The 21,974-nt window shown below is 59.5% G+C and carries 20 protein-coding genes; 16 read left to right on the forward strand and 4 right to left on the reverse strand.

Annotation, left to right across the window (positions count from 1 at the left end; genetic code table 11):
• Positions 1–149 precede the first annotated feature (149 nt).
• The 12 genes from M3P88_RS01285 (at position 150) to M3P88_RS01340 (ending at position 13,722) form a co-directional block, all read left to right on the forward strand.
• The gene (locus M3P88_RS01285; RefSeq protein ID WP_249614283.1) at positions 150–1,178 is read left to right on the forward strand and encodes an ABC transporter permease subunit; all 1,029 of its coding nucleotides are present in this window, start codon (positions 150–152) and stop codon (positions 1,176–1,178) included.
• Between the two features lie 10 nt (positions 1,179–1,188).
• Positions 1,189–2,109 carry an ABC transporter permease subunit gene (locus M3P88_RS01290; RefSeq protein ID WP_249614284.1) on the forward strand — a complete coding sequence of 307 codons (921 nt, stop codon included), beginning with the start codon at positions 1,189–1,191 and terminating at the stop codon, positions 2,107–2,109.
• A 10-nt stretch (positions 2,110–2,119) separates the two neighbouring features.
• The gene (locus M3P88_RS01295) at positions 2,120–3,097 is read left to right on the forward strand and encodes an ABC transporter ATP-binding protein (protein ID WP_249614285.1); all 978 of its coding nucleotides are present in this window, start codon (positions 2,120–2,122) and stop codon (positions 3,095–3,097) included.
• Positions 3,094–4,062, forward strand: a complete 969-nt coding sequence (locus M3P88_RS01300) for a peptide ABC transporter ATP-binding protein (RefSeq protein ID WP_249614286.1) — start codon at positions 3,094–3,096, stop codon at positions 4,060–4,062. Before M3P88_RS01295 ends, M3P88_RS01300 begins: the two co-directional genes overlap by 4 nt.
• Before the next feature lie 117 nt (positions 4,063–4,179).
• Positions 4,180–4,704, forward strand: a complete 525-nt coding sequence (gene coaD / locus M3P88_RS01305; RefSeq protein ID WP_249614287.1) for a pantetheine-phosphate adenylyltransferase — start codon at positions 4,180–4,182, stop codon at positions 4,702–4,704.
• Positions 4,705–4,868: 164 nt separating this feature from the next.
• Entirely contained in the window at positions 4,869–5,819 is a 951-nt protein-coding gene (locus M3P88_RS01310) for a class I SAM-dependent methyltransferase (RefSeq protein ID WP_249614288.1), read from the forward strand.
• Positions 5,820–5,862: 43 nt separating this feature from the next.
• Positions 5,863–7,068 (forward strand): sodium/glutamate symporter, encoded by a 1,206-nt coding sequence (gene gltS, locus M3P88_RS01315; protein ID WP_249614289.1) that lies wholly within the window; start codon positions 5,863–5,865, stop codon positions 7,066–7,068.
• A gap of 132 nt (positions 7,069–7,200) precedes the next feature.
• Entirely contained in the window at positions 7,201–7,572 is a 372-nt protein-coding gene (gene trxA, locus M3P88_RS01320; RefSeq protein ID WP_249614290.1) for a thioredoxin, read from the forward strand.
• 207 nt (positions 7,573–7,779) lie between these two features.
• Entirely contained in the window at positions 7,780–9,036 is a 1,257-nt protein-coding gene (gene mltA, locus M3P88_RS01325) for a murein transglycosylase A (protein ID WP_249614291.1), read from the forward strand.
• Between the two features lie 17 nt (positions 9,037–9,053).
• Positions 9,054–10,154 (forward strand): efflux RND transporter periplasmic adaptor subunit, encoded by a 1,101-nt coding sequence (locus M3P88_RS01330; RefSeq protein WP_249614292.1) that lies wholly within the window; start codon positions 9,054–9,056, stop codon positions 10,152–10,154.
• A gap of 10 nt (positions 10,155–10,164) precedes the next feature.
• Positions 10,165–13,281 carry an efflux RND transporter permease subunit gene (locus M3P88_RS01335; RefSeq protein ID WP_249614293.1) on the forward strand — a complete coding sequence of 1,039 codons (3,117 nt, stop codon included), beginning with the start codon at positions 10,165–10,167 and terminating at the stop codon, positions 13,279–13,281.
• A gap of 93 nt (positions 13,282–13,374) precedes the next feature.
• Positions 13,375–13,722: a hypothetical protein gene (locus tag M3P88_RS01340; protein ID WP_249614294.1), complete on the forward strand. Its 348-nt coding sequence runs from the start codon at positions 13,375–13,377 to the stop codon at positions 13,720–13,722.
• A 59-nt stretch (positions 13,723–13,781) separates the two neighbouring features.
• On the opposite strand, the gene murJ is transcribed toward M3P88_RS01340, so the two are convergent.
• Positions 13,782–15,317, reverse strand: coding sequence for a murein biosynthesis integral membrane protein MurJ (murJ, locus tag M3P88_RS01345; RefSeq protein WP_249614742.1), 1,536 nt, complete (start codon positions 15,315–15,317; stop codon positions 13,782–13,784).
• 129 nt (positions 15,318–15,446) lie between these two features.
• Between murJ and rpsT the strand changes: the two genes are divergently transcribed.
• Entirely contained in the window at positions 15,447–15,710 is a 264-nt protein-coding gene (gene rpsT, locus M3P88_RS01350) for a 30S ribosomal protein S20 (RefSeq protein WP_124734128.1), read from the forward strand.
• A gap of 70 nt (positions 15,711–15,780) precedes the next feature.
• On the opposite strand, the gene M3P88_RS01355 is transcribed toward rpsT, so the two are convergent.
• Genes M3P88_RS01355 through fabI form a run of 3 tightly spaced genes read right to left on the reverse strand, consistent with a single transcriptional unit; the run spans position 15,781 to position 18,651 of the window.
• On the reverse strand, positions 15,781–16,935 hold the full coding sequence (locus M3P88_RS01355) for an acetate/propionate family kinase (protein ID WP_249614295.1): 1,155 nt from the start codon (positions 16,933–16,935) through the stop codon (positions 15,781–15,783).
• On the reverse strand, positions 16,932–17,864 hold the full coding sequence (locus M3P88_RS01360; protein WP_249614296.1) for a phosphate acetyltransferase: 933 nt from the start codon (positions 17,862–17,864) through the stop codon (positions 16,932–16,934). The genes M3P88_RS01355 and M3P88_RS01360 overlap by 4 nt, the downstream gene beginning before the upstream one ends.
• Before the next feature lie 10 nt (positions 17,865–17,874).
• On the reverse strand, positions 17,875–18,651 hold the full coding sequence (fabI, locus tag M3P88_RS01365) for an enoyl-ACP reductase FabI (protein ID WP_249614297.1): 777 nt from the start codon (positions 18,649–18,651) through the stop codon (positions 17,875–17,877).
• Positions 18,652–18,882: 231 nt separating this feature from the next.
• Here fabI and M3P88_RS01370 point away from each other — a divergent pair, with 231 nt between their 5' ends.
• From M3P88_RS01370 to aspS, 3 genes are read left to right on the forward strand one after another with little or no spacing between them, the layout of a single operon-like run.
• Positions 18,883–19,122 carry an FmdB family zinc ribbon protein gene (locus M3P88_RS01370; RefSeq protein WP_249614298.1) on the forward strand — a complete coding sequence of 80 codons (240 nt, stop codon included), beginning with the start codon at positions 18,883–18,885 and terminating at the stop codon, positions 19,120–19,122.
• 1 nt (position 19,123) lies between these two features.
• A complete protein-coding gene (locus M3P88_RS01375; protein WP_249614299.1) occupies positions 19,124–19,768 on the forward strand; it encodes a DUF502 domain-containing protein in 645 nt (214 codons plus the stop codon).
• A gap of 46 nt (positions 19,769–19,814) precedes the next feature.
• Positions 19,815–21,617 carry an aspartate--tRNA ligase gene (gene aspS / locus M3P88_RS01380; RefSeq protein ID WP_249614300.1) on the forward strand — a complete coding sequence of 601 codons (1,803 nt, stop codon included), beginning with the start codon at positions 19,815–19,817 and terminating at the stop codon, positions 21,615–21,617.
• The last annotated feature ends 357 nt before the right edge of the window (positions 21,618–21,974 follow it).

The raw sequence follows: 21,974 nt of genomic DNA on the forward strand, positions 1-21,974 counted from the left end.
CTGAGGGATGGCGCCTGTTAAGAGCAACACCTTCAGGCTGCGGTTTTATGGCCAGCTTCATCGGGTCATTTTAAAGTGCCGGGGCTTAGGCTCTGGCGTTGGGGGCTGACAACGATGCCGGTATGCCGGACATCGGGAGTGGAAAAACGATGTTTACCTTCATTTTGCGCCGTCTGGGTCTGTTGATTCCGACCTTTTTCGGCATTACCTTGCTGACCTTCGGACTGATACGCATGATTCCCGGCGATCCGGTCGAGGTCATGATGGGCGAGCGTTCGCTCGACCCGCAGATGCACGCCGAGGCGCTGCACCGTCTGGGGCTGGATAAACCTTTGTATGCCCAGTATTTCGACTACCTGGCCAATCTGTTTCAGGGCAATCTGGGCGAGTCGCTGGTCACGCGCGAAAGCGTCTGGACCGAATTCACCACCTTATTCCCCGCCACGCTGGAGTTGGCCCTGTGCGCCATGCTGTTTGCCTGTGTGTTAGGCCTGCTGGCCGGCGTACTGGCTGCGATCAAGCGCGGTTCGCTATTCGATCATGGCGTGATGGGGCTGGCGCTGACCGGTTTTTCCATGCCGATTTTCTGGTGGGGCCTGGTGCTGATCATGTTCTTCTCGGTGACGCTTGGCTGGACGCCGGTGTCGGGCCGTCTGGATCTGATGTTCGACATTCCGCCGGACACCGGCTTTATGCTGATCGATGCCTGGCGCGCCGAGGCGGCCGACCCCGAGTACAACGCCGGTGCCTTTAAAGATGCGCTGATGCATCTGATTCTGCCATCCATCGTGCTGGGCACCATCCCGCTGGCGGTCATTGCTCGCATGACGCGTTCGTCGATGCTGGAAGTGATGCAGGAAGACTATGTCCGCACCGCGCGCGCCAAGGGCTTGTCGCCGGCACGGGTGATTTTTGTTCATACCCTCAGAAATGCGCTGATTCCGGTCCTGACCGTGATGGGCCTGCAGGTGGGGGTGTTGATGGGCGGGGCGGTGCTGACCGAGACCATTTTCTCCTGGCCGGGGATAGGCAAGTGGCTGATTGACGCCATCGGTCGCCGTGATTACCCCATTGTGCAGAACGGCATCCTGATCGTTGCCACACTGGTGATCCTGACCAACTTTGTCGTCGACATTCTGTACGGTATCGCCAACCCGCGCATCCGTCATGCCAAGTAAGGAAGCTGCCATGAGCCAAAACAACAGCACCATCCTGCCGGCCGCCGACGAGCCGGTACAGCACTACCCCAGTCCTTTGCGCGAGTTCTGGCAGGGCTTTTCCTTTAACAAGGGCGCCGTTGCCGGTCTCGCTTTTATGGTGGTGGTTTTTTTGGCCGCCATTTTTGCGCCATGGGTCGCACCTTATAGCCCGATCGAGCAATTCCGCGACCATCTGTTGACCCCGCCGGCCTGGAGCGAGGGCGGCAGCATGGCTTATCTGTTTGGCACCGACGAGTTGGGACGCGACATTCTGTCGCGACTGGTCTACGGCGCGCGCATGTCGCTGTTTATCGGTGTGGTATCGGTGCTGGCATCCTTGGTTCCCGGTGTGATTCTGGGCCTGGTGGCGGCCTTTTCTCCCAAGGTGCTGGGGCCGGCCATTATGCGGCTGATGGATGTGATGATGGCGCTGCCTGCCTTGCTGCTGGCGGTGGCCATTGTTGCCATTCTGGGACCCGGTCTGATCAACACCATTATTGCCATCGCGGTGGTGGCATTGCCCGGCTATGTGCGCCTGACCCGCGCCTCGGCCTTGACCGAACTTAACCGCGACTATGTGACCGCCAGCCGTGTGGCCGGCGCCGGCAAGCTGCGCCTGATGTTTGTCACGGTTTTGCCCAACTGCATGGCACCTTTGATCGTGCATGCGACCATGAGTTTTTCTTCGGCCATTCTCGAAGCTGCGGCACTGGGCTTCTTGGGTCTGGGGGTGCAGCCGCCGACACCGGAGTGGGGCACCATGCTCGCCTCCGCGCGCGATTACATCGAACGCGCGTGGTGGGTGGTGACCATGCCGGGCCTGACCATTTTGTTCTCGGTGCTGGCGATCAACCTGATGGGGGACGGGCTGCGTGACGCGCTTGACCCTAAACTCAAACGTGCAGCCTAAGGAGAGCGTGATGAGTCTGTTGGAAATCAAGAACCTCTCTGTGCAGTTTGGCAGCAAGGACAAGCCGTTTAATGCGGTCGAAGGGCTGGATCTGTCGGTTGCCGCCGGCGAAATTGTCGGTATCGTCGGCGAGTCCGGTTCGGGCAAGTCGGTGACCATGATGGCGATGATGGGCCTGCTCGAAGGGCAGGGCCGCATCGTGGCCGACACGCTGCGCTTTGACGGCAAGGACCTGCTCACCATCAGTGCGCGCGAGCGCCGCAAGATTGTAGGCAAGGATATTGCCATGATCTTTCAGGACCCGATGACGTCGCTGAACCCCAGCTATACCGTCGGCTACCAGATTATGGAAGTCCTGAAAGTGCACCAGGGTTTGCGCGGTGCGGCGCTTAAGGCGCGCGCGCTGGAGCTGATGGAAATGGTGGAAATTCCGGCGGCGGCCTCGCGGCTGGATGCCTACCCGCACCAACTCTCCGGCGGGATGAGCCAGCGTGTGGTCATCGCGATGGCGATCGCGTGCAAGCCCAAGCTGTTGATTGCCGACGAGCCGACTACGGCACTGGATGTGACCATTCAGGCGCAGATCATGGAGCTGCTGGTGTCTTTGCAGCAAAGCCAGAATATGGCGCTGATCATGATTACCCATGATCTGGCGGTGATTGCCGAGGTCGCGCACCGCGTAGCGGTGATGTATGCCGGGCAAGTGGCCGAACTGGGGCAAGTACCGGGCATCTTCCGTACGCCGGTGCACCCTTATACCGAGGCTTTGCTCGCCTCCATTCCCGAGCACAGCCAGGGCGCGGCGCGCCTGAATACTTTGCCCGGCATTGTGCCGGGGCAGTATGACCGCCCAAGTGGTTGCCTGTTGTCGCCGCGTTGTCCGTATGTTGCCGAGCGCTGCCGTAGCGAGCGCCCGGGTCTGACTGCGATCGACAACAGCGTGGTGCGCTGTCACTTCCCCCTGCTAGCCAAGGAGGCTGTTTTATGAGCACGGTTCTGAGTGCGCGCGAGTTGACCCGCCATTACACGGTGTCGCAAGGCTTTCTCAAGCCGCAGGCCGTGGTCAAGGCGCTAAATGGTATTTCGTTTGATCTGTCTGCCGGCAAGACTTTGGCGGTGGTGGGAGAGTCGGGCTGCGGCAAGAGTACGCTGGCGCGTGCCTTGACCCTGATCGAAGAGCCGACTGCCGGTGCACTGGTATTGGATGGCGTGGATGTCGCTTCGGGTAGCAAGGGCGATATCAAGGCCATGCGCAGCAAGGTGCAGATGGTGTTTCAGAACCCCTACGCCTCGCTCAATCCGCGCCAGAAAATTGGCGCCCAATTGTCCGAGCCCTTGCTGATCAATACCCATATGACGGCGGCCGAACGCGAGGTGCGGGTCAAGGAGATGATGAGCATCGTCGGCCTGCGTCCCGAGCATTACTACCGCTATCCGCATATGTTCTCCGGTGGACAGCGCCAGCGTATCGCGATTGCGCGCGCGATGATGCTTAAGCCCAAGATTGTGGTGGCGGATGAGCCGACTTCGGCGCTGGATGTTTCCATTCAGGCGCAGGTGCTGAACCTGTTTATGGATTTGCAGCAGGAACTGGGCACGGCTTATGTGTTTGTGTCGCATAACCTGTCGGTGGTAGAGCATGTGGCCGATGATGTGATGGTGATGTATCTGGGGCGGGCCGTGGAAGTGGGCAGCAAGCAGGCGCTGTACGCGACACCCTTGCATCCTTATACCAAGGCCTTGTTGTCGGCGACACCGTCCATCCATCCGGAAGACCGCAAGATCAAGATCAAGATCCATGGCGAGTTGCCCAGCCCGCTGAACCCGCCATCGGGTTGCGCCTTCCATAAGCGTTGCCCGTTTGCCGAGGCGCGCTGTTCGGCAGAAGAGCCGCTGTTGCGTGAAGTGGGCGGGCATCAGGTCGCATGCCACCGCGCCGAAGAGATTAATTAAACCGTAGTGTGGTTTATTGTTAACGCAAACCCCGCCTGAGGCGGGGTTTTTTTGCATTGCAGCAGAAAACCTTGTCCCTCCGGCTGCTGCACGCTAAAGTTAGTCATCTGTTTATTTATGCCCTCGGGCAAAAGGATTGAGCCGTTGAAACGAGCCGTCTACGCAGGAAGCTTCGACCCCGTGACGAATGGGCACTTGTGGATGATACGCGAGGCAGTGGAGTTATTTGACGAAGTCGTGGTGGCGATCGGGGTCAACCCGGAAAAGCACTGCACTTTCAGCGTGGAAGAGCGTGCCGAAATGCTGCGAGAAGTGACGCAGGGGCTGGGTAAGATGCGGGTGGAGGTATTCGAGAACCAGTTTCTGGTCAATTACGCGCAAAGCGTAGATGCCAACTATATTGTGCGCGGTATCCGCACCGCCAGTGACTATGAGTATGAGCGCACTATGCGCTATATCAATTCCGATCTGCATCCGGATATCACCACGGTTTTTCTGCTGCCGCCGCGCGAGTATGCCGAAGTGTCGTCAACCATGGTTAAAGGCTTGGTGGGACCTAATGGCTGGGAGAAAGTGATACGTCAATATGTGGCGGAGTCGGTCTACCGCAAACTGGTGGCTTTATACGGGACAGAGGGCTGATTTTTTCTTGTACCACACCGATGTCGGGCCTGCTTTAAGATAGCAGGCCCGATTTTTTTGTCTTGCCTGATGGTCTTGTTGGCGCTGCTATAGGCCGGCTGGCGGGAGTTTGGCGGCAAGCTGCGCTATACTGGCGCGTTTTGTACACACCAAGGGGGACGAAAATGGTCGACATCACGCCTTTTGCCAACCGTCTTGCCAAGAATTTCAAGCATCTTGCCAAGTGGGCTAAACGCCAGCCAACCGAGGCCTGGCGAGTCTACGACAAGGATATTCCGCAGTTTCCCTTTGCCGTCGATATCTATGGCACGCGCGTGCATCTGCAAGAGTACGACACCGGCTGGCAGATGGAAGACACCGAGTATCACGCATGGATTGCCGCGGTACTGGACACGATCGCCAGTGTGACCGGCTGCGCGCGCGATGGTATTTCGCTGAAGACGCGCCGCCGCCAGAAGGGGCTGGACCAGTATGAAAAAGTTGGCCAGTTCGGCAATAACTTTGTCGTGACCGAGCAAGGTGAAAAATTCTGGGTCAATCTGGATGATTACCTGGATACCGGCCTGTTTCTCGACCATCGCAATACGCGACGCCGGGTGCGCGATGAAGCGGCCGGCAAACGCTTTTTGAACCTGTTTGCCTATACCGGCAGTTTCACGGTTTATGCAGCAGCAGGCGGAGCTGTGGCATCGGAAACGGTGGATTTGTCCAATACTTATCAGGACTGGTCGCGCCGCAACTTCATTCTTAACGGTCTGGATCTGGAGCAGCACCAACTCGTGCGCGACGATGTATTCCAGTATCTGGAGGATGCGGCTTATCACGGCAAGGCTTTCGATCTGATCGTGATGGATCCGCCCAGCTTTTCCAACTCGAAAAAAATGATGGAAGTGCTGGATGTACAGCGTGATCAGGCGCGCCTGGTCGATGGCGCCATGCGTTTGCTTAAGCCGGACGGGGTGCTGTATTTCTCCAATAATCTGCGCAGCTTTACGCTGGATGCGGCCTTGGCTGCACGCTACCGGATACGCGATATCAGCGCGTCTTCGGTACCGGAAGATTTTCGCAACAAAAAAATACACCAATGCTGGCAAATCCGGCATCAGGAGGTCTGAACAAGACTGACGCGCAGGCCGCGTCTTACTAAAGGGAGATTTAATGATCCAACTCGATTTCTACGGAACCTTGGTGGCGGCATCGCTGGTGCTGCTGATCGGTCGCATGGTGGTGGCGCGCACTTCGCTGCTGCGTACGTTTAACATTCCCGAGCCGGTGGTCGGCGGCTTGCTGGTGGCCATTATCCTGCTGGCGCTGCGCCAGGGTATGGGGGTGCAGGTTCAGTTTGACCTCTCCATGCAGACGCCGTTGATGCTGGCTTTTTTTGCCTCCATCGGCTTGTCTGCCGATTTTGCGCGGCTAAAAACCGGTGGCAAGATGGTCGGGCGCTTCTTGCTGATTGTGGCCGGCTTATTGGTAGTGCAGAACACGCTGGGTATTTCGCTGGCCATGCTGATGGGGCTGGATCCGCTGATGGGCCTGCTGGCCGGCTCGATCACCCTGTCGGGTGGCCACGGCACCGGCGCGGCATGGAGTGCCGTATTTGCCAATAAATACCAGCTGGCCTCTGCTACCGAACTGGCGGTTGCCACCGCGACTTTCGGCTTGGTATTGGGGGGGCTGATCGGTGGTCCGGTTGCCAATTTGCTGATGCGCAAAGTCAAGGCGCCGGGGGCCGAGCATAATGCCGACGACGAGCCGCAGGGTTTCGAACAGCCCAACCAAGAGCGCCTGATTACCCAGTTCAGCTTTATTGAAACGCTGGCTCTGATCGCCATCAGCCTGTTGGGTGGCACTGCCTTGGGGGCGTTGATCAAGGGTACGCCGTTCGAATTGCCAACCTTTGTCTGCGTGCTGTTTATCGGCGTCATCCTGCGCAACGGGCTGGAGGTGATGGGCGTACACAAGGTGTTCGAGCGCGAGGTGTCGCTGGTGGGTAACGTCAGCCTGTCGCTGTTTTTGGCGATGGCGCTGATGTCGCTGAAGCTGTGGGATCTGGCCGCGCTGGCGCTGCCCATCTTTGTGCTGCTGATTGCCCAGGCTGCCGCCATGGGCTTGTATGCCTACTTTATTACCTTCCGCATGATGGGTAAAAACTACGATGCGGTGGTGCTGGCCGCCGGTCATTGCGGCTTTGGTCTGGGAGCCACTCCCACGGCGATTGCCAATATGCAGGCCGTTACCCAGCGTTTCGGCCCGTCGCACTTGGCCTTCCTGGTGGTGCCTATGGTGGGTGCTTTCTTTATCGATATCATCAACGCCATCACCATCAAGCTCTTCCTCGCCTTGCCTTTTGTCGGGGGCTGATAGCCGCGTTTTATCGCTTTGATCGGCAAATACAATCCGCAGCCGCCCTTGTGGCGCTGCGGATTGTGCCCATCTGTGATGCCATCAGGGCAGCGGTCTAGGCTTGCCCTTCATGCTTAAAGGGAGAACAAGATGGCTTATCTGAATATTACTGCCGACACCTTCAATGACACCGTGACGCCCGAGGGCATCGTGATCCTCGACTTTTGGGCGCCGTGGTGCGGCCCGTGCAAACAGTTCGGCCCGGTATTCGAGGCGGCCGCTGACAAGCACCCGGAGATCGTATTCGGCAAAATCGATACCGAGAGCGAGCAAGAGCTGGCTGGCCACTTCAATATCCGCTCCATTCCAACCCTGATGGTGATGCGCGACGGCATTATGGTCTTCAATCAGGCCGGTGCCATGCGGGCCGCGCAGTTTGACGAGCTGATTCAGGCGGTCAAGGATCTGGATATGGACAAGGTGCGCGCCGAAATCGCCGCCGAGCAGGCTGCCCAAGATTAAACCGGCCGCTTAAAAACAAAAAGCGCCCGCCGTTTAAAACGGCGGGCGCTTTTTTACGGCCTTGTTTTTATGGGGCTGGTGTCTTATTTATTGCCGGAACAGGCGTGTCTTGTCTTGTGGCATTGCATGCCGATAGGCACAATCCCGCCTTTCTCCCATTCATGCAGCCGGGTGGCAGATGCCATGCCTGTTGCGGCTTAAATCATTATGAAATCAAGATTCCTGCTCGGTCTTCCCTTGCTTTGGCTTGCGGCCTGCTCCAGCGTGACGCCGCCATCCACGTCTACCGGCTCCACGCCTGCTCAGGGCAATGTGCGGTATGAAGCGGCGTCACTTGCCGCCGTACCCGGCTGGAACGATGCCGCCTTGACGCGCTCGCTGGAAGCCTTGCGCACCAGCTGCCGCGTATTGCAGAAAAGAGCGGGCTGGGGCGAGGCTTGTAGCCGGGCGCAGACGCTTAACGAGACCGACACCACCGCCGTACGGCGTTATTTCGAACAGGATTTTTCTGCCTGGCGCATTCTGGACGGCAGTGCCGGCGAGGGGCTGATTACCGGTTATTACGAACCCTTGCTCAACGGTTCGCGTAGCCAGAGCGCCCGTACACCTTATCCGGTCTACGGGGTGCCGCCGGATTTGGTGGTGGCGGATGTGACGCCGGCGCAGCGCAGCCGCACGAGCTTGAACTTGCGTAAAGTGGGCGGCAACCGCCTACAGGTCGTAGAGGGGGAGGGCGAGCTGGTCGCAAAACTGTCCGAGTTTGCCATTGATAGCCGTACCAACCGCCTGAAGGGGCGTATCGAGGGTAATCAGTTCCGTCCTTATCACTCGCGTAGCGAGATCAGCGCCGGCAAGGGGGTGGCGGGCAGCCAGATTCTGGCTTGGGTAGAAAACCCGGTGGAGCTGTTTTTCCTGCAGATTCAAGGCTCGGGCCGTATTCAGCTGGAAGACGGCAGTATGCTGCGCGTCGGTTATGCCGAGCAGAACGGCTATCCCTATGTCTCGATCGGCCGCCATCTGGTCGATCAGGGCGAGCTGACCATGGCCAATGCCTCGATGCAGGGTATACAGGACTGGATTAAAAAAAATCCTAATCGCATGAATGAGCTATTCAATGTGAACCCGAGTTATGTATTCTTCCGGGTGTTGGGCAGTGCCGATGGCGGCCCGCTGGGCGCTTTGGGCGTACCTTTGACCGATGGCTACAGTATTGCGGTCGACCCGCGCTTTATTCCTTTGGGCTCTCCGGTTTTTCTGAGCACTACCTGGCCCCTGTCCGAGCAGCCGCTTAAGCGCGTGATGCTGGCGCAGGATACCGGCGGGGCGATTCGCGGCGCGATCCGCGCCGATTTTTTCTGGGGCTTCGGCACCGAAGCCGGCATGTACGCCGGGCGGATGAAACAAAAAGGCAGCTTGTGGTTATTGCTGCCTAAAGGCGTAGCGCCACCGGCGTCGGCCACTTAATCAAAAAGAGGGATGGGATGCACATTGACCGACGAGTCTGTTTGCTGGCCTTGCTGCTATTGGGCGCTTGTGGCGAAAAAGGCGTAGAGACACACAGCAAGCAGGCCGCTTCGGCCCCGGTTGTGGTGCGTAGCTTAAGCCCTGGCGATGTGCTGCGGGCGGAGCATGGCATGGTGCGCGACACGCTGCCGGTGACGGCGACCTTGGCCGCGCTGAATTTCAGTGAAATGGCCGCCGAGGTTGACGGGCGGGTGCGCGAAGTGCGCGTACGCGAAGGCGAGCAGGTTAAGGCGGGCCAGGTGCTGGCGGTTCTGGACAGCGAAAGCCTGGGCGAGTCGGTCAAGGAGCAGCAGGCGCAACTGGATAATCAAAAGGCTAGGCTGGCGCTGGCGCGCATCAAGCTGAATAAGCAGCGCGAGCTGTTTGCCCAGGGCTTTATCTCCAAGCTGGCGATAGACGAGCTGGAAAGCGATTACCGGATACGCGAGGGCGAGCTTAAGGCGCAGGCGGCACAGTTGGCGCGCGCGGCGCGCAGCCTGGCCGATACCCGTTTGCGTGCGCCGATCTCCGGCGTGCTGTACCAGCGCAAGATTCATGCGGGCGATATGGTGGCCCGCAACCAGAAGGTGCTGGCGGTGGCCGATTTGTCGGTGCTGGAGGCGGTGGCCAGTGTGCCCTCGCGCCTGATTGCCCAGGTCAAGCCAGGCCAAAGCGTGCTGTTGCAGCTGGAAGGCGGGAGCGAGATGGTGACGGGCGAGGTGGTGCGCATGAATCCGGTGGCCAATGCCGGTACCCGCAGTTTCAATGTGTATATCCGCGTGGCCAATCCCCAAGGCGTACTCAAGGCCGGGCAGTTTGCCAAGGGCGGCATCGTGCTGGCGCAGGAAAATACGCTGGTGAGCCTGCCGCTGGGCGCCTTGCGCGAGCGGGAAAGCCGTCCCTGGGTGATGCTGGTCAGCAAGGGGAAGCTTGTGCGGCGCAATGTCGAAATCAAGCTGCTGTCCATGGCCGAGCGTCAGGCCGCCGTTGCCGGGCTTCAGCATGGTGAAATCGTCTTGAGTTCGGCGCTGGCGGGTTTGCATGCCGGCGACGCGGTCAAACTCACTCCTGTCCCTTAAGGCGCCCGCCATGTGGCTCACCCGCGTTAGCGTCAATAATCCTTATTTTGCCGCCGTTCTGATGATTGCCTTGACGGTGCTGGGCCTGTTTGCCTGGCAGCGTCTGGCGGTGGAAGAGTTTCCCGATATCCGTTTTCCGGTTGCTGCGGTCTCCACCAGTTACCCGGGCGCCTCGCCCGAGGTGGTGGAAAGTGAAGTCAGCCGCCCGCTGGAAGAGGCGATCAATACCATCGCCGGCATCAAGCATATCCGCTCCTATTCGATGCAGGGCATGTCGACGCTGGTGGTCGAGTTTGAGTTGTCGACTGATCCCAATCTGGCGACACAGGAAGTGCGCGACCGCGTCTCCGGCGTGCAGGGCAGCTTTCGCCGTGAAATACAGACGCCGGCCGTGTCGCAGTTCAATCCCAATGACGAGCCCTTGCTCAGCATTTCCTTTAATAGCAAGGATGTCAGCGCGCGCGCGCTGACCGGCTGGGTCGACAATACGCTGAAAAAGCGTTTGCAGACGGTGTCCGGCGTGGGCGAAGTCAAGGTGGTGGGCGGGGTACGGCGCGAGATTCGCATCGATGTCGATCCGCTGCGGCTGGAGGCGCTGGGCTTGTCCCTGCCCGAGGTCGCCGATGCCATTCGTGCCGCCAACCGCGACTACCCGGGCGGGCAACTGACGCGCGGCAGCAGCGAGCTGAGCTTGCGTCTGGCCGGCAAGTTAAAAAGCGCGGACGACTTTGCCAGCCTGATTGTGGCGCAGCGTGACGGCGGCGATGTGCGCTTGGCCGATGTGGCCGAGGTGCGGGATGGCGAGGCGGAAAAGAGCAGCGTGGCGCTGATCGATGGCGCACCCGGGGTCGGGGTGGATGTGCGCGCCGCGCGTGGCGCCAATATCGTCGAAGTGGCCGATGGCGTAAAAAAAGTCTTGGCGGCATTGAAGGACGGCATGCCGGCCGGCACCCGGGTCACCATCAGCAGCGACAAGTCGCTGGATGTGAAAAATTCGCTCGCCGACGTACAAAAGACCCTGTTCGAGGGCGCGGCGCTGACCGTGCTGATTGTGTTCCTGTTTCTGGGTAGCTGGCGTAGCACGGTGATTACCGGACTGACGCTGCCGATTTCGCTGATCGGCACCATGTTTGCCATCTGGGCGCTGGGCTTTACCCTTAATCTGATGACGCTGATGGCCTTGTCGCTCTCCATCGGGTTGTTGATCGACGACGCCATTGTGGTGCGCGAGAACATTGTGCGCCATGCCGCCATGGGCAAAAGCCATTTTCAGGCGGCGCTGGATGGTACCAACGAGATCGGTCTTGCGGTGCTGGCGACGACCCTGACCGTGGTGGCGGTGTTTTTGCCGGTGGGTTTTATGGAAGGGGTGATCGGCAAGTTTTTCCACCAGTTCGGCCTGACGGTGACGGTGGCGGTGCTGATTTCGATGCTGGTGAGCTTTACGCTGGACCCGATGCTGTCCTCCGTCTGGCACGATCCGCACCACCATGGTGACCAGCATAAGGGGCCGCTGGGCCGGATGCTGGACTGGTTCGAGTCTTCGCTGGACCGCTTGGGCGAGGCGTATGTGCGCCTGATCCGCCTGGCGCTGGCCTGGCGCAAGAGCGTGCTGTTGCTGGCGCTGTCTGCGCTGGTCGGCAGCTTTATGCTGGTGCCGCTCATCGGCGGCGAGTTTATGCCGCGCGCCGACAAGGGTGAGTTTGTCGTGGTGTTGAAAACGGCACCGGGGGCGACGCTGGCTTACACCGAGACGAAGGCGCGCGAAGTCGAGACGCGTTTGCGCCATATTCCCGAGGTCAAGTCCATCGCCATCAAGATTGCCGGCGGCCGCTTTGGCGCCGGCAAGACCGAGGCCAGATTAACGGTCGATGTCGGCAATAAGGCCGGCCGTACGCGGGCGCTGGAGGGGCTGATGGATGAAGCACGCCTGGCCGCTGCGGGCGTGGCCGGTATCGAAGTGGACGCCGTTTCTGCCTCGGGCCAGCACGGCGGTGGCGGCAAGCCGCTGAATGTCGGTGTGCGTGGCGGCAATATTGCCGAGCTGGAAGCCACTGCGGCGCAACTGGTGAAAAAAGTTTCCGCCATTCCCGGCGTGAGTGATGTGCAATCCAGCCTGTCCGAAGCCGATCCCGGTTTGCGCATCAGTCTGGAGCGCGATGCGGCGGCAAGTCTGGGGGTGGATTTGGCGCGCGTAGGCGAAACGCTGTCGACGCTGCTGGCCGGTAGTACCGTCACCACCTGGGAGGCACCGGATGGTGAAAACTATGATGTGACCTTGCAGGTGCCGCAGCCGGAGCGCCAGCGCGAACTGCTGGATGTGCTGAGTGTGGCCGGGCGTAATGATGCGCAAGGGACGCGCCAGATGGTGCCGCTGTCGGCGCTGACCCGTATAGAGCCGGAAAACAGTCCGCGCCAGATAGAGAGGGTCGACATGCTGCGCGAGGTGGGGATTAGCGCCAATATCAGTGGCCGCTCACCGGCGGCGGTGTTTGCCGATCTGGACAAGGTGCTGGCCTCGAGTCGCCTGCCGCCGGGCATTACGCTATCGCAGCAGGGCGAGAAACAGGATATGCAGGAGTCGCTGTCCTATGCGGTGCAGGCCTTGGCGCTGGGGGTGATCTTTATTTACATGATTCTGGCAGCACAGTTTCGCAGCTTTACCCTGCCGGTCACCATTATGGTGTCGTTGCCGCTGGCTTTTGTCGGCGTCTTTGTCGCCTTATGGTTGTGGGGCTCGACGCTGAATATGTTCTCGGTGATCGGCATCGTGATGCTGATGGGGCTGGCGGCTAAAAACGGTATCTTGCTGGTCGATTTTATCGGCCAGTCGCGGCGCGAGGGCATGAGCCGGCTGGATGCCATCGTCGAAGCGGGCAGGGTGAGGCTGCGCCCGATTATGATGACGAGTCTGGCCATGATCTTTGGCATGCTGCCGCTGGCGCTGTCTAGTGGCGAAGGTTCGGAAACGCAGCGCCCGATGGCACAGGCCATTATCGGCGGCATGGTGACTTCGACCCTGCTGACGCTGATTGTGGTGCCTGTGGTGTATACCTATCTGGACGGTTTGCGTACGCGTCTGCATCGTTTGCTGGCAGGCAAGCCCAAGGCTCAGACGGATGCGTAATGCGCAACAATTGGCAACAGATAGCTTCTTGCCATTTTTGGTAGCGTAAAGTATCTTTCTTGCATTATTCAGGCTTGGCAAGAAAGATTCACCATGAAAATGTTCCCGGGAAATAAGGTTGGCGTTGTGCTGGCTGGTGTACTGACGGCGCTGGTGCTGGCGGCGCCGGTACACGCCGCCAGTCCGCAGCGTCTGGGCTCGTTTGCCGGCGCGATGAAATACTGCGCTGACCGCTACGAAGAAAAAGAATGGAGTTATAAAAGAGCGCGTCAGCGGGTGGCGCGCGAAGTGGATGATATGTCGCGGCGTGAGCGACGCCGTGCCATCGAAGCGGGGGATCAGGCTTATCACAGCGGCCGTTTTATGGGTAAGCGCCTGAACCGCTATGAATGCCGCAGCCTGCTCAAGCAAAGCGAATGGCGCCGTTTTTATCGCGATTAAGTGTGGCGCCTTGATGTAAAAAAGCCGGCTTTGTGCCGGCTTTTGTGCGTCTGCTGCGCTTACATCTCGCGGCGCATAAATTCGCGCGGACGCAAACCCATGGCGAACAGCAGGCCGAAGTAGGCGATGGCACCGAGCAGTATATGTCCGCTTAGCCACATGGCCCGCTGCCAGGCATGGCCATGCCAGTTGCCCGGCAGCCACTGCTCCAGTGCCAGCAGGACCGCTGCCATAACAAGCGAAGCCAGTGTGACTTTGACGGTAAACCCGCCCCAGCCGGTTTGTGGCTGATAGATGCCGCGCCGGATCAGCAAGATCAGCAAGGTGAGCGCATTGATCAGCGCCGCCAGACCGATGGCCAGTGCGAGGCCTGCATGGCGCAGCTCCCAGATAAAGGCCAGATTCATCAGCTGGGTCATGCCCAGGGTAAAGATGCCGACCTTGACCGGGGTCTTGATGTCCTGGCGCGCGTAAAAGCCGGGTGCCAGTACCTTGATCAGGATCAGGCCGGTCAGGCCGATCGAGTAGGCGATCAGCGCTTGCTGCGTCATCAGTGCGTCGTGTGCCGAGAATTTGCCGTACATGAACAAGGTGGCGATCAGCGGCTTGGACATCACCGCCAGGCCGATGGATGCCGGCAGCGCCAGCAACAGCGACAGGCGTATGCCCCAGTCCAGCAGCTTTGAATACTCTTCCGGCGACTTTTCCGCCGCATGACGCGAGAGCGAGGGCAAAAGAATGGTGCCTAGCGCCACGCCAAGAATGCCGGTCGGAAACTCCATCAGGCGGTCGGCGTAGTACATCCACGATACGCTGCCCGAAATCAGGAAGGAGGCAAAAATGGTGTTGATCACCAGCGAAATCTGCGCGATGGACACGCCAAAGATGGCCGGCCCCATCAGCTTGATCACGCGCCACACGGCCGCATCTTTCAGATTCAGCCGCGGCCAGACCAGCATGCCTATCTTTTTCAGGTAGGGCAGCTGGTAGGCCAACTGGGCGATGCCGCCGATAAAGACGGCCCATGCCAGCACCAGCACCGGCGGATCGAAGTAGGGGGCCAGCAGCAGCGAGCAGGCAATAAACGAGACATTCAATAGCGTGGGGGTAAAGGCCGGCACCGAAAACTGGCGCCAGGTATTGAGTACGCTGCCGGCTAGCGACGAGAGGGAAATAAACAGGATGTAGGGGAAAGTAATGCGCAACAAATCCACCGTCAGCGCAAATTTTTCCGGACTGCCGGCAAAGCCCGGCGCGGAGGCCCAGATAATCCACGGCGCAATCAGCATGCCCAGCGCGGTGACTACAAGCAGCACCAAACCCAGCAAGCCGGAAATATCGGCCAGAAAGGCGCGGGTTTCTTCTTCGGTCTTGTTGCGGCGGTATTCGGCCAGCACCGGCACGAAAGCCTGCGAGAAGGCGCCCTCGGCAAAGATGCGCCGCAACAGGTTGGGCAGTTTGAAGGCGACAAAGAAAGCGTCTGTCGCAAAGCCGGCGCCGAATACGCGGGCAATAATGGCGTCGCGCACGAAACCGAGAATGCGGGAAACCAGGGTAAAACTGCTGACCGTAGCCAGCGCCTTGAGCAGATTCATGGGGAGTGACGACTTGTTATTCTGTTGGCAATAGCCCGCCAGTTTACGCGCGCGGGATTGTTGTTGCAAAACCAGTGCTTAACACTTAGAATCGCGGGTTTCAGATTCCGCTCATCAGGAGATAGATCCATGGCTAACAGCGCACAAGCTCGCAAGCGTGCACGCCAAGCTCTCAAGCAGCGCGCGCATAACGCCAGCCTGCGTACTGCGTTCCGTACCGCAGTCAAGAAAGTGCTTAAGACAATCGCAGCCGGCAACAAAACCGAAGCTAAAGACGTATTCCAGGCTTCCGTAAAGGTTCTCGACCGTATCGCCGACAAGGGTGTGTTCCACAAGAACAAGGCCGCTCGCCATAAGAGCCGCCTGTCCGCCCAGATCAAGGCTATGGCCTGATCCCAAGCGATCGAACAGAATACGCAAAAGCCCCGCATTAGCGGGGCTTTTGCTTTTTGGGCGATTTTGTTTAGCGGGTAAAAAAAACGGCCGCTTGCCTGGCCATCTCGCCTTCCTCATCGGTAGCCAAGACATAGGCGTGGCGCGGGCTGTCTGCCTTCGTGAGCCGCGTTTGCCGGGTATTATTGGCTTGGGTGTCGAGCTCGAAACCCAGCCAGCCAAGCCGGGCAAGTATGCGCGCCCGGATTTCTGCCGCGTGTTCACCTACGCCTGCAGTAAACACCACCGCATCCAGCCCTTCCATGGCCGCCGCCAGCGAGGCCACTTCGCGTGCCGCGCGCCAGCAATAAAGCTCGATGGCTTGCGCCGCTTCGGGCTGCGTGCTGGCCAAGAGTTCACGCATATCGGCCGAAATGCCGGAGACCCCCAGCAATCCGGAGCGCTTGTATAGCTCGTCCCTGACCGCGGCCACACTCATGCCGTGCTTTTCCTGCCAGTAAAGCACCACCTCCGGGTCCAGATTGCCCGGTCGGGTGCCCATCATCAGTCCGTCCAGCGCGGAAAAGCCCATGCTGGAGGCAATGCTGCGCCCGGCATGGATGGCGCAGGCGCTGGCGCCGCTGCCCAGATGGCAGACCACGGTGCGTGCTGCCGCGAGTCCCAGTGCCGGCAGCTGGCGATTGATGGCGGCGTAGGACAGGCCGTGAAAGCCGTAGCGGCGCACCCCCTCGTCGTGCCAGTGGCGGGCAATGGCGAAGCGGGTGGCTACACTGTCTTGTCCTGCGTGAAATGCGGTGTCGAAGCAGGCCAGTTGCGGCAAGGCAGCATTCTGTGCGCTAAACGCATCAATCACGGCTAGACTCGCCGGCTGGTGTAGCGGTGCCAGCGGAATCAGAGTTTCCAGCTCGCTGCGTACCGTAGCCGTGATGGCGGTTGCTTGCTGATAGCGTGCACCGCCATGCACCACGCGGTGCACGACGCCTTCGGGTATCAGCGCATGCTGCGCCAGCGCGGCAAGCATGGCGGCGACGCCGGCTTCGCGTCCCGCCTTGCCAATCGCGTGGCTGTGGCTTTGGCCATGCGGGTCGCGAATGTTCAACTGTGCCTGCTCACTGCCGAAGCGGTCCAGCAGACCCTGCAGCAGCAGGGTCTGGCTGCCGCTTTGATAGGCGCGAAACTTGAGTGTGGACGAGCCGGCATTGACGGCGAGCAGCACGCGCGTCATACGTGATCCCGTACACGGCGGTGGCGCGCCAGCACATTGGCGACCGCCGCCGAGGCCAGTCGACCCTGTGCGTCATCGGCGCGGCTGGTCAGCACGATGGGCACGCGCGCGCCCATGACGATGCCGGCGGACGACGCGGCAGCCAGATAGGTCAGCTGCTTGGCCAGCATATTGCCGGAGACGAGATCGGGCACCAGCAGGATGTCCGGTTCACCCGCCACCATGGAGTGGATGCCCTTGGTGTCGGCAGCGGCATGGGAGATGGCATTGTCGAAAGCCAGCGGGCCATCAAGCAAAGCGCCGGTGATCTGGCCGCGCTCGGCCATTTTGCACAGGGCAGCGGCATCAATGGTGGAGCGGATTTCCGGGGTCACGGTTTCTACTGCCGACAAAATGGCCACTTTGGGCTGGCTGATACCCAATGCATGCGCCAGATCAATGGCGTTCTGGCAGATGTGCAGCTTGGTGGTCAGGTCCGGCTCGATATTGATGGCGGCATCGGTAATGAACAGATAGCGCGGATAGCTCTCCACCTTCATGATAAAAGTGTGGCTGATGCGGCGGTCGGTGCGGATGCCGGTGCGCCGGTCCAGTACCTCGTGCATAAATTCGTCGGTATGCAGACTGCCCTTCATCAGAATGTCAGCCTGGCTATTGCGCACCAGTTCGACCGCTTTTTCTGCTGCCGCATGGCTGTGCGGCACATCGATGATCGGCAAGTCGCCCAGATCCAGCTCCATCTCGTCGGCCAGTTTGCGAATCTTGCCTACCGGGCCGACCAGAATCGGGGTGGCGATATTATTGTCAGCCGCTTCGACTGCGCCTTGCAGGGCTTCGCGGCTGCAAGGGTGAGCCACCGCCATCGGTATCGGGCCGTTGCGGTGGGCCTGCGCCATGATGTTGGCGAATGCATTGTCGTCATGTGTCATGTTTTATTCCTCAGGCCATGATATTGCAGCCGCCATCAACATAGATGGTCTGGCCGGTGAGGGAACGTGCGCCATCGGACACCAGGAAGGTGCAGGTCGCACCGACGTCTTCGATATCAACCAGACGGTGTTGTGGTGCGCGCTGGGTGGCGTCGTCGATCAGGGCGTCAAAGTGGGCAATGCCGCTGGCGGCACGGGTTTTCAGCGGGCCGGGCGAGACGGCATGTACGCGTATGCCCTTGGCGCCAAGTTCATGGGCCAGATAGCGGGTGGTGCTTTCCAGCGCCGCCTTGACCGGGCCCATAATGTTATAGTTTTCGACGACTTTGTCGGCACCGTGATAGCTCATGGTCAGCAAGGTGCCGCCTTGCTTCATCAGGGGTTCAGCCTGTTTGGCCAACTCGATAAAGGAGTAGCAGGAAACGCGCATCGCCTGCTGGAAGCCCAAGAGCGAGCAGTCGGTGACGCGGCCGTGCAGATCATCCATCGGGCAGAAGGCGATGGAGTGAATGACGAAGTCCAGCTGTCCCCATTGCCCGGCAATCGCATCGAACAGCGCCTGCATCTGGCCGGGTTCTTCCACGTCCAGCGGCATGACCAGACGGGCATCGACCTGATCGGCCAGAGGGCGTACATATTTTTCCGCCTTGGCATTGAGGTAGGTAATCGCGAGTTCGGCACCGGCCTCGCGCAGACTCTTGGCGCAGCCATAGGCAATGCTGTGCTCATTGGCGATGCCGACGATCAGGCCTTTTTTGCCGGCCAAAAACTGCTTATTGATGTTCATGGTTTTCCTTTGTGTGCCGTTGTGGGCGCTATGCTTGCATGCGATTGTTGCCGCTATATTGATGCGGCGTTTTTGTGTTGCCCTGCAATCGGATATAATGCCCGGCTAAAACTTCGCTCTTGCTAGCGGGTCGCTTGTTCGGGATGATGTCCATCATCTACGGACGAATATCTTTGTTGCGATGCAATATAGTTATTTTGCATCAAGTCGTCGTCGACTCGGGGAAAAAAGATGCCTATTTATGAATACCGTTGCGAAAAATGTGGCAAACAGCACGAACACTTGCAAAAACTCAGCGATGAGCCGATTGCCCAGTGCCCGTCGTGCGGTAGTGCCGATTACAGCAAGATGCTGACCTGTGCCGGCTTTCAGCTAAAGGGTTCGGGCTGGTACGAGTCCGACTTCAAGAACGGTAGCAAGCCTGCCGCCGCACATGCTTGCGGCACCGGCGCTTGTGGCGGCTGTGGCTGAGATGAAACATATCAAGCTGACCCTCCGGGCTTACCTTGTCACCGGCATCCTGATCTGGCTGCCGCTGGCGGTGACTTTGTGGGTGCTGGACATGATAGTCGGCACGCTGGACCAGACTTTGCTGCTGTTGCCGGATGCCTGGCGCCCGCATAGCCTGTTCGGCTTCGATATTCCGGGTTTGGGCGTGGTGCTGTCGGTGCTGGTGCTGCTGGGCACCGGCATGGTGGCCGCCAATGTATTGGGGCAGCGTTTGTTCGATTATTGGGATGCGCTGATGTCGCGCATTCCGGTGGTCAAGAGCATTTACAGCAGCGTCAAACAAGTGAGCGACACGCTGTTTTCCGATACCGGCCAGTCGTTCAAGAAACCCTTGCTGGTTCAGTTCCCGCATCAGGGTTTATGGACGGTGGCTTTTCAGACCGGCTCTTTACCCGATAGCGTCAGCCAGTCGCTGGCGGATCTCGGCGACGAATATATAGGCGTGTATGTGCCGACCATTCCTAACCCGACTTCGGGCTATTTTGTGATGGTGGCCAAGAAAGAGACGCGCGAGCTCGGCATGACTGTCGACGAGGCACTCAAGTACGCAATTTCCATGGGTATGGTGGCGCCAGCCGCGCCCCAGCAGGCCGGCAAGAAGCGATAAGCATCCGGCGCGAACCCCACTTCAACCCTTCAAGAAACAGAACATAATGCGAACCGATTACTGCGGACTTATCGATACCAAATACCTGGGCCAGACCGTGACCGTCAAGGGCTGGGCTCACCGTCGTCGCGACCATGGCGGCGTGATCTTTATCGACTTGCGCGACCGTGAAGGTCTGGTGCAGGTGGTGATCGATCCGGATACCCCGGAAGCCTTCGCGACCGCGGACAGCGCACGTAACGAATTTGTGCTGTCCATTAGCGGCATCGTGCGTGCCCGTCCGGAAGGCACGGCCAATAGCAAGATGATCTCTGGCGAAATCGAAATCCTGGCCAAGGAAATCGAGATCCTCAATACCGCCGCGACGCCACCGTTCCAGATCGACGACGAAAACATCTCCGAGAACGTGCGTCTGCTCAACCGCGTGATTGATTTGCGCCGTGCGCCGATGCAGAAAAACCTGCGCATGCGCTACCGCGTGGCAATGGGCGTGCGCCAGTATCTGGATGCACAGGGCTTTATCGACATCGAAACGCCGATGCTGACCCGTTCCACACCGGAAGGTGCCCGTGACTATCTGGTGCCATCGCGTGTGCATCCGGGCGAATTCTTCGCCCTGCCGCAGTCGCCACAGCTGTTCAAGCAGCTGTTGATGGTGGCCGGTTTCGACCGCTACTACCAGATCGTAAAGTGCTTCCGCGACGAAGACTTGCGCGCCGACCGTCAGCCTGAGTTCACCCAGATCGATATCGAAACGTCTTTCCTCGATGAAAACCAGATCATGGACATCACCGAAGGCATGACGCGCCAGATCTTCAACGACGTGATGGGTGTGGAGCTGGGTGCTTTCCCGCGCATGACTTACGCCGACGCGATGTTCTACTACGGTTCGGACAAGCCGGATATGCGCGTGAACCTCAAGTTCACCGAGCTGACCGACCTGATGAAGACCGAAGAATTCAAGGTGTTCCGTGGTGCAGCCGACATGCCAAACGGTCGTGTGGTGGCGCTGCGCGTGCCGGGTGGCGCAGCCATCTCGCGCAAGGAAATCGACGAGTACACCAAGTTCGCGTCCATTTATGGTGCCAAGGGTCTGGCCTATATCAAGGTCAACGACAAGACCCAGATCACCAATGACGAAACCAGCGGTTTGCAGTCGCCTATCGTCAAGTTCCTGTCCGTGCCTGCGCTGGAAGAAATCATGGCGCGTACCGGTGCCGACAACGGCGACATCATCTTCTTTGGTGCCGACAAGGCCAAGGTGGTGAACGAGGCGATCGGTGCATTGCGCATCAAGATCGGCCACGAGCGCGGCGAAGCCGGCGGCTTCTTTGTGCGCGAATGGCGTCCGCTGTGGGTGGTGGACTTCCCTGTGTTTGAACACGACGAAGAGGCCGATCGCTGGGTGGCCGTGCATCATCCGTTCACCGCGCCTAAGCCGGGTCACGATGACCTGCTGGAAAGCAATCCGGCCGCCTGTATCGCGCGCGCCTACGATATGGTGCTTAACGGTTGGGAAATCGGTGGCGGCTCCATCCGTATCCACCAGGCCGCAGTGCAGGAGAAAGTCTTCTCCGCGCTCAAGATCAGCCCGGAAGAGCAGCAGAACAAGTTCGGCTTCCTGCTGGACAACCTGAAGTTCGGTGCGCCGCCGCATGGTGGTCTGGCCTTTGGTCTGGACCGTCTGGTGACGCTGATGGCGGGTGCCGAGTCGATCCGCGACGTGATTGCCTTCCCTAAGACCCAGCGCGCCCAGTGCCTGCTGACCAATGCGCCAAATGCCGTGGACGAGAAGCAGCTCAAAGAGCTGAACCTGCGCCTGCGCCAGAAGGCCGAGCCTAGCGCTTAAGCTGCGGCTGTAAAGACCGAGAAGGGTGCCCTGGGGCACCCTTTTTTTGGATTCAGGCCCTGCGCCGGGGGGGTATGGAGGGCGCGGTGGCGGGCTATTCATGCCTTAGCGACCTGGTTCCGTCAGGCTGTGCTTTGGTCTGTGGCTATGTTTTTGAGGCTGCGCGAGCGTTTGGGAGCTGGCGATGCAAGAGGCCGGTCGCATCTGGCCTCTTTAGCCTGTATGCCGCGCAGCGGACGGGAATTGAGGTAAGAGGATCGTACGGAGTAGAGGCAAGCCGTGCGCGTGTAGCCGGGTATCGGGTTCAGCATGCCAAGGATTTGCAAGTTGTGGCCAAGTCAGGCTGCGTGGGGTGGC

Origin of the sequence: Craterilacuibacter sp. RT1T (assembly GCF_023502145.1) — a bacterium.
Classification (GTDB): domain Bacteria; phylum Pseudomonadota; class Gammaproteobacteria; order Burkholderiales; family Chromobacteriaceae; genus Craterilacuibacter.

What these genes read in the sequence shown, in the direction of transcription:
- M3P88_RS01285 (WP_249614283.1), top strand. Translation starts at nt 150, where the DNA reads ATGTTTACCTTCATTTTGCGCCGTCTGGGTCTGTTGATTCCGACCTTT.
- M3P88_RS01290 (WP_249614284.1), top strand. Translation starts at nt 1,189, where the DNA reads ATGAGCCAAAACAACAGCACCATCCTGCCGGCCGCCGACGAGCCGGTA.
- M3P88_RS01295 (WP_249614285.1), top strand. Translation starts at nt 2,120, where the DNA reads ATGAGTCTGTTGGAAATCAAGAACCTCTCTGTGCAGTTTGGCAGCAAG.
- M3P88_RS01300 (WP_249614286.1), top strand. Translation starts at nt 3,094, where the DNA reads ATGAGCACGGTTCTGAGTGCGCGCGAGTTGACCCGCCATTACACGGTG.
- coaD (WP_249614287.1), top strand. Translation starts at nt 4,180, where the DNA reads ATGCCCTCGGGCAAAAGGATTGAGCCGTTGAAACGAGCCGTCTACGCA.
- M3P88_RS01310 (WP_249614288.1), top strand. Translation starts at nt 4,869, where the DNA reads ATGGTCGACATCACGCCTTTTGCCAACCGTCTTGCCAAGAATTTCAAG.
- gltS (WP_249614289.1), top strand. Translation starts at nt 5,863, where the DNA reads ATGATCCAACTCGATTTCTACGGAACCTTGGTGGCGGCATCGCTGGTG.
- trxA (WP_249614290.1), top strand. Translation starts at nt 7,201, where the DNA reads ATGGCTTATCTGAATATTACTGCCGACACCTTCAATGACACCGTGACG.
- mltA (WP_249614291.1), top strand. Translation starts at nt 7,780, where the DNA reads ATGAAATCAAGATTCCTGCTCGGTCTTCCCTTGCTTTGGCTTGCGGCC.
- M3P88_RS01330 (WP_249614292.1), top strand. Translation starts at nt 9,054, where the DNA reads ATGCACATTGACCGACGAGTCTGTTTGCTGGCCTTGCTGCTATTGGGC.
- M3P88_RS01335 (WP_249614293.1), top strand. Translation starts at nt 10,165, where the DNA reads ATGTGGCTCACCCGCGTTAGCGTCAATAATCCTTATTTTGCCGCCGTT.
- M3P88_RS01340 (WP_249614294.1), top strand. Translation starts at nt 13,375, where the DNA reads ATGAAAATGTTCCCGGGAAATAAGGTTGGCGTTGTGCTGGCTGGTGTA.
- murJ (WP_249614742.1), bottom strand. Translation starts at nt 15,317, where the DNA reads ATGAATCTGCTCAAGGCGCTGGCTACGGTCAGCAGTTTTACCCTGGTT.
- rpsT (WP_124734128.1), top strand. Translation starts at nt 15,447, where the DNA reads ATGGCTAACAGCGCACAAGCTCGCAAGCGTGCACGCCAAGCTCTCAAG.
- M3P88_RS01355 (WP_249614295.1), bottom strand. Translation starts at nt 16,935, where the DNA reads ATGACGCGCGTGCTGCTCGCCGTCAATGCCGGCTCGTCCACACTCAAG.
- M3P88_RS01360 (WP_249614296.1), bottom strand. Translation starts at nt 17,864, where the DNA reads ATGACACATGACGACAATGCATTCGCCAACATCATGGCGCAGGCCCAC.
- fabI (WP_249614297.1), bottom strand. Translation starts at nt 18,651, where the DNA reads ATGAACATCAATAAGCAGTTTTTGGCCGGCAAAAAAGGCCTGATCGTC.
- M3P88_RS01370 (WP_249614298.1), top strand. Translation starts at nt 18,883, where the DNA reads ATGCCTATTTATGAATACCGTTGCGAAAAATGTGGCAAACAGCACGAA.
- M3P88_RS01375 (WP_249614299.1), top strand. Translation starts at nt 19,124, where the DNA reads ATGAAACATATCAAGCTGACCCTCCGGGCTTACCTTGTCACCGGCATC.
- aspS (WP_249614300.1), top strand. Translation starts at nt 19,815, where the DNA reads ATGCGAACCGATTACTGCGGACTTATCGATACCAAATACCTGGGCCAG.